This is a genomic window from Candidatus Dependentiae bacterium, from assembly GCA_018266175.1.
Taxonomy (GTDB): Bacteria; Babelota; Babeliae; order Babelales; family RVW-14; genus JAFEAY01.
The window spans coordinates 1-5668 of sequence record JAFEAY010000001.1 but is presented as its reverse complement, the minus strand read 5'-3'; the positions used below and the strand labels follow the sequence as shown (position 1 = coordinate 5668).

Annotated in this window: 8 protein-coding genes; all 8 read left to right on the top strand. The window is 34.3% G+C overall.

Annotated elements, in window-relative coordinates; translation table 11 throughout:
* Positions 1 to 477 precede the first annotated feature (477 nt).
* The 8 genes from JST56_00040 (at position 478) to JST56_00005 (ending at position 5422) form a co-directional block, all read left to right on the top strand.
* On the top strand, positions 478 to 1236 hold the full coding sequence (locus JST56_00040) for a hypothetical protein (GenBank protein MBS1987364.1): 759 nt from the start codon (positions 478 to 480) through the stop codon (positions 1234 to 1236).
* A 174-nt stretch (positions 1237 to 1410) separates the two neighbouring features.
* Complete coding sequence (locus JST56_00035) at positions 1411 to 1803, top strand: hypothetical protein (GenBank protein MBS1987363.1); 393 nt, start codon at positions 1411 to 1413, stop codon at positions 1801 to 1803.
* Positions 1803 to 2108, top strand: coding sequence for a hypothetical protein (locus JST56_00030; protein MBS1987362.1), 306 nt, complete (start codon positions 1803 to 1805; stop codon positions 2106 to 2108). The genes JST56_00035 and JST56_00030 overlap by 1 nt, the downstream gene beginning before the upstream one ends.
* A gap of 207 nt (positions 2109 to 2315) precedes the next feature.
* Entirely contained in the window at positions 2316 to 3116 is an 801-nt protein-coding gene (locus JST56_00025) for an alpha/beta fold hydrolase (GenBank protein ID MBS1987361.1), read from the top strand.
* A gap of 175 nt (positions 3117 to 3291) precedes the next feature.
* Entirely contained in the window at positions 3292 to 3858 is a 567-nt protein-coding gene (locus tag JST56_00020; GenBank protein ID MBS1987360.1) for a cyclic nucleotide-binding domain-containing protein, read from the top strand.
* Positions 3859 to 3951: 93 nt separating this feature from the next.
* A complete protein-coding gene (locus tag JST56_00015; GenBank protein ID MBS1987359.1) occupies positions 3952 to 4278 on the top strand; it encodes a transcription initiation protein in 327 nt (108 codons plus the stop codon).
* A gap of 196 nt (positions 4279 to 4474) precedes the next feature.
* Entirely contained in the window at positions 4475 to 4936 is a 462-nt protein-coding gene (locus JST56_00010) for an SRPBCC family protein (protein MBS1987358.1), read from the top strand.
* 60 nt (positions 4937 to 4996) lie between these two features.
* Entirely contained in the window at positions 4997 to 5422 is a 426-nt protein-coding gene (locus tag JST56_00005; GenBank protein ID MBS1987357.1) for an SRPBCC domain-containing protein, read from the top strand.
* Positions 5423 to 5668: the final 246 nt, after the last annotated feature.

The window sequence follows — 5668 nt, the reverse complement described above, 5'->3', positions numbered from 1 at the left end:
ACATTTTTAAAAAACGTTGGAAACAAATTAAAACTGTTCTCTTTTTTTCAACATCTATTTGTAGGAAACATCAAAATGTAGAAACATATTTCATTAATAATAGGTCACTTGAAATACAAAGAAAAAGCTCAAAATGATTAAAGGCATTTTTTTTTCAGACAAGCGGTTGAACGGAATAAAATATTCGAGCCATCAATTTTTCAAGAGAATCAAGAATGACATTTATAGAATTTCTAATTTTTTAGAATACTAAATTTCAAGACGAAATGCCACTACACACAACAAGGGTTTTATGCAAGTGGGGCGGGACGGAACTCGTTGGGCAGTAGTTCTTTGTTGGGCAGCGGTGGGCAGACATTTTACTATCAACATTTATTCATACTTTCAGCAATCAAATAAAAAATGGGTTGACCGTCGGTTGGGCTGAAGGAATACTAATCCCCACCTGCATAAAGCCCGGACGTTAGCACCAATTGTATGACGACCCTAAAAACAATTACAATTCCAATTTTCATAGGACTTCTATCTTGTAATAATTATAGGACAGAAACTGATACAAACTCCCAAAATCCAAAGGTTAACTCAATAACCAATGACACTGCTTTAAAGTCTGAGCAAGATTCTACTGTTGTAATTTCTGATACAATAAAAAAAATTATTGTTGACGACTATCCAATAACTAACGCAATGCTTTTAAGACAATCAGAACATAACCCATACTTTGAGATAAAAAGTGGAAAATCTATATCACACGACAAAGCCTGGTTTGGGAATGATACCATAATGCAGACTTTAGTTTTTGAACTTTACACCGACTATCACAGATTAGTGACATATCATTTTTTAAACAATGACATTCCAACCGATTTAATCAATAGAATGGAACTCCATATAGAAGGTGGAGAACTTGCATCTGACAAACAAAAATTAAAAGAATTTGGTGGCTTTCTAAAACAGACGACAAAGATTAATTCTCCATTCTTTATAACGGACAAGGGTTTTAGACTTGGTGACACAAAACAAAAAGTAGTTAGAACTTACGGCAACCCCGACAAACAAGCAATCACAGACGGAATTGAAAAACTTGAATGGTCATTCATTGGAGACGCTTTTTATGATGGTAAAACAGATTTGAAAGGACAACCACTTGCAGACAATAGTTTTGGACATCAGGTTATAATGTATTTCAGAAATGAAAAGTTAATCGGACAAATTTTATTTAATGACATTCCTTGACAAAAGAACAACTGGTGCTAACAAGGTATTGCCAAAAGCGGGGCTTAACGGCTTTGATTAAACTTTTTTACTAAATTTAAACTGTGGTATTTTTTTTGGGCGACAGTGCTAAAATTCCCCCGCCTTCGGCAATACCCAAAACGTTATGCGGCACTTTAAAGAAACACGCTACCAATGACAACAAAACGGTATGACATAATTCTTGACGATAAAGTAATAGGAACGACTGAACTTGAAAAAGCAGACGTACCGATGGGTGTTGTATTTGGACTAATACATTTTACAGACAGTATTTTCAATTACAAATTCTTTAAAAAGTACTGTCTTGACAACAATATAGAATTAGCAGACGATTACCCAGATGACAAATTAATTTCAACCCGAACAATAGAGAACTTAAAAGTTATAAACGAAAACGGAATTGAAATTAAAGGATTAGGAAACCAAATAAGTGGAATGGACGGAGAGGAATTTGAAATCACACTAGAAGGGGTGGCTTATCCATTTTTTGAAGAAGAGTTTCCTCATCACGTGAAAGCATACGAAGACCAATTCAAGGACAACTAATGACAAAAGACAAAATTTTAGAAATTGGTATTGACGACAAAGAACGACTTTTTATTAAGCCACAGGTTGAACAATTTGAATTCATTTATAGAGACGCATCTGGGGTTAACTGGGACAACACAGAGAAAGTTTTATATTCACCTAAGCCGAATGAATTAACCTATTTTGACTGGTTTAGACAAATTCTTTTAGCTACTAATGGCGAGTATGGTTGCGTACTTCAAATAACTGGTAAAACGAAATGGACAAACATTACAGACGAACTAAAACAACAAATAATTGAACATCAAAAAGCGACCGCATAACAACAGTTTTCCGCAATGCAGGCGGACGGAAGTAAATGAGCATTTGTAATTCTATTGTCGCCTTTGCCGTTTGATGTTGCGTAAAAGATTAAATTAGCAAATCAAACGGCAAAGCTTGCTTAAGTGCTAAAGTGAAGTTCAGTTTTTCAAACACCTGCACTGCGTAAAGCTGGCTACCGTTGTGCGTCACTTTAGACAAACCCTTCAATGAAAAAAATACTTCTTAGAACTTTAAAACTTGTGTTAGGACTATACATAATTATTTGTAGTTTCCTATATTTTTTTCAAGAGAAACTAATTTTCTTCCCGCAAAAATTAGACAAGGATTACAAATTTAATTTTGACCAAAAATTTGAAGAAGTAAATGTAAAAACAACAGACAACAAATTCCTAAACGCTATTCTCTTCAAAGCGGATAGTTCAAAAGGTGTCATATTTTATTTGCACGGAAATGCAGGTTCTTTAAGTTCGTGGGGTGACGTAGCTAAAACCTATACTGACTTAAATTATGACGTTTTTATGTTGGACTATCGTGGTTATGGTAAAAGTGAAGGAGCAATTAATGGACAAACTAAATTCTTCCAAGACATCCAAATAGCTTATAATCAACTAAAAACAAAATATCCTGAAAGCAAAATAATAGTTTTAGGTTATTCAATAGGGACAGGACTTGCTGCAAAAACTGCATCAACAAACAATCCAAAACTTTTGATTTTACAAGCACCATATTATAGTTTGACAGATATGATGAGACATACATATCCAATAATTCCGACTTTTATTTTAAAGTATAAGTTTGAGACAAATGAGTATATAAAGGATTGCAAAACGCCAATTGTGGTTTTTCATGGCGACCAAGACGAAGTAATTTATTATGGCTCATCTTTAAAACTTCAAAAAGAATTTAAAAAGCAGGACAAGCTTATTACACTTCATGGACAAGGGCATAACGGAATGACGGGAAATCCCGACTATAAAATGGAAATTCAAAAAATCTTGACACAATAAAAAGCGAACGCACAACATGGTATTGCCAAAAGCGTGGCGGACGGAATACTATGAAACAGTTTTGCTAAATTTAAACTTTGGTAAGTTTGTTGAACGTTAGTGCTAAAACACCACGCCTTCGGCAATACCCGGGCGTTAGCGGTCATTGTAAAGCGACATCGTACAGACAATAAAAATGACAGACAATTTAAAAAAAGTACTTAAAATATTCTCAGACTTTGAAGAAGGTGAACTTGAAGAAATATCAGCTTGCTTCAAGCCAAAATCAATAAAGAAAAATGACATTTTGCTACACGAAGGAAGCATATGTAAAGAATTTTATTTTGTTCATTCAGGCTGTATCAGAACCTTTTTCATTGACAAAAATGGACACGAAAAAACAAGGTATGTAATGCTTGACAATCACATAGGAACTGCATTGACAAGTTTCATTTCTCAAAAACCATCCATTGAATTTATAGAGGCACTTGACGATACAGAATTATTAGCAATTAGTCATTCAAATTTTTTTCGCCTTAATAAGGAAATGATAAGTTGGAAAAATTTTTATCAGCAGATTTTAGAAATGGCCTATTCATTCCAAAACAGAAAAATTGAACAGCTAACTACCTTAACTGCCAAACAACGATACGACAAGGTTTTGAAGGAAAATCCCGTTTTAATTCAACATCTTTCAAACAGAGTATTGGCTTCATATCTTGACATTAGGGAAGAAACACTTAGCCGACTAAAATCCAAATAGAACGATTTTGACCTAAATCAAAGTGTGTATAAACTTGATAAATCATCTTTGCAAAAAAAAATTAAGATGAAAGAATTTGTATTACTGTTCCGTATGAACATCACAAACGCAGAAGCACAACCGACCAAAAAGCAAATGGAAACCTATATGCAACAATGGATGAGTTGGATAAACGAAATTGCAGACAACGACCAACTTGCAGACGGTGGCAACCATTTCTCCCGACAAGGACGAGTGCTGAAACCAAACAATGAAGTTGTTGAAGCACCACACATTGCCGACAACAATTCTATTGCAGGCTACATCATTATTTTAGCGAAGAATCTTGACGAAGCGACAAAAATTGCAAAGAAGTGCCCAATATTAAATGGACAAAATACAAGTGTTGAGATACGGGAAACAGCAACACCAGAAAAATAAACAACGAACCGCTAACAGCAGTTTGGCAAAATGGCGGGTGCAGTGCTTCATATGACAGTTTTTCGTAAATTTGAACTGTGTGCTTCGTATCAACATTTGTAGTGTAAACCCGCCCGAACGCAAAGCCCGAAAACGTTAGCGGGCATTGTAGGACGACCCAACGAAAACAGAATTTTGAAATTTTAAAAGCAATAAAATGACAAATAACATGCCGACAGTAGAAACACAAATGTTAATCAGAAAACCTATATCAATCGTTTTTCAATCTTTTATTGACCCAGCTATTACAACGAAATTTTGGTTTACTAAATCAAGTGGACAATTAGAAGTTGGCAAGACAGTCACTTGGGAATGGGAAATGTATAATGTTTCAAGTGGAATACAGGTAAAGGAAATTATACCAAATAAAAAAATTACTATTGAATGGGATGACCCAACAACAACGGTTGACTTTGAGTTTACAGCATTAACAGATAACTCAACTTATGTCGTTATTAAAAACTACGGTTTTAGCCAAACAGGTGACGACTTAATCGAGATAATTAAAAACAATACGGGTGGCTTTACTACCGTTTTAGATGGACTAAAAGCTTATCTAGAATTTGGGATTGAACTTAACTTAATAGGAGATAAATTTCCTCATTTAGGTCAGAAATAATAACATTAAAAACAATCCCATTAAAAAATAAAAAAATACTTAATAAAAAATAAAATTATTATGCGTACAAATCATCAATCAAAATATCAGACATTAATTAAAGCCCCAATAGAAAAAGTTTGGGAAGCATTAATAAATCCTGAATTAGTAAAACAGTACTTTTTTGGCTCAAATCAAGAAACAGATTGGAGTGTTGGTAGTAAAATTTTATGGACAGGGGAATATGAAGGCTCTAAGTATGTTGACAAAGGTGTAGTTTTGGAATTTTCATCCAACAAGAAACTTTCTTATTCTTATTTGAGTAGTTGGAGTGGATTGGATGATAAACCCGAAAATTACCTATTAGTTTCTTATGAAGTAACTCAAACAAAAGGCGGAACAGAATTGATTATCACGCAATCAAACTATGATGAAGAAAAAGCAAAACATTCTTCTGAAAATTGGGCAGTAGTAATTGACGGATTAAGGAAACTTGTAGAAAAGTAAACAACGACCCGCTAACACGGGTTTTGCGTCAGGCGGGGTGACGTACAAACTTGGAGCTTTTTGCTTCTATTCAAGTTCAGTGTTGGTTGACAGTTTTGTGCTCCGAAACCCGCCCGAACGCAAAGCCCGAAAACGTTAGCTGAACCTTTAATGCAAAATCGATATATTATAACATTTCTTAGCGTTTTATCTGTATTAATCTCTACATGTATTTATGTTTATATGGATGAGAAATACTTTGAAATT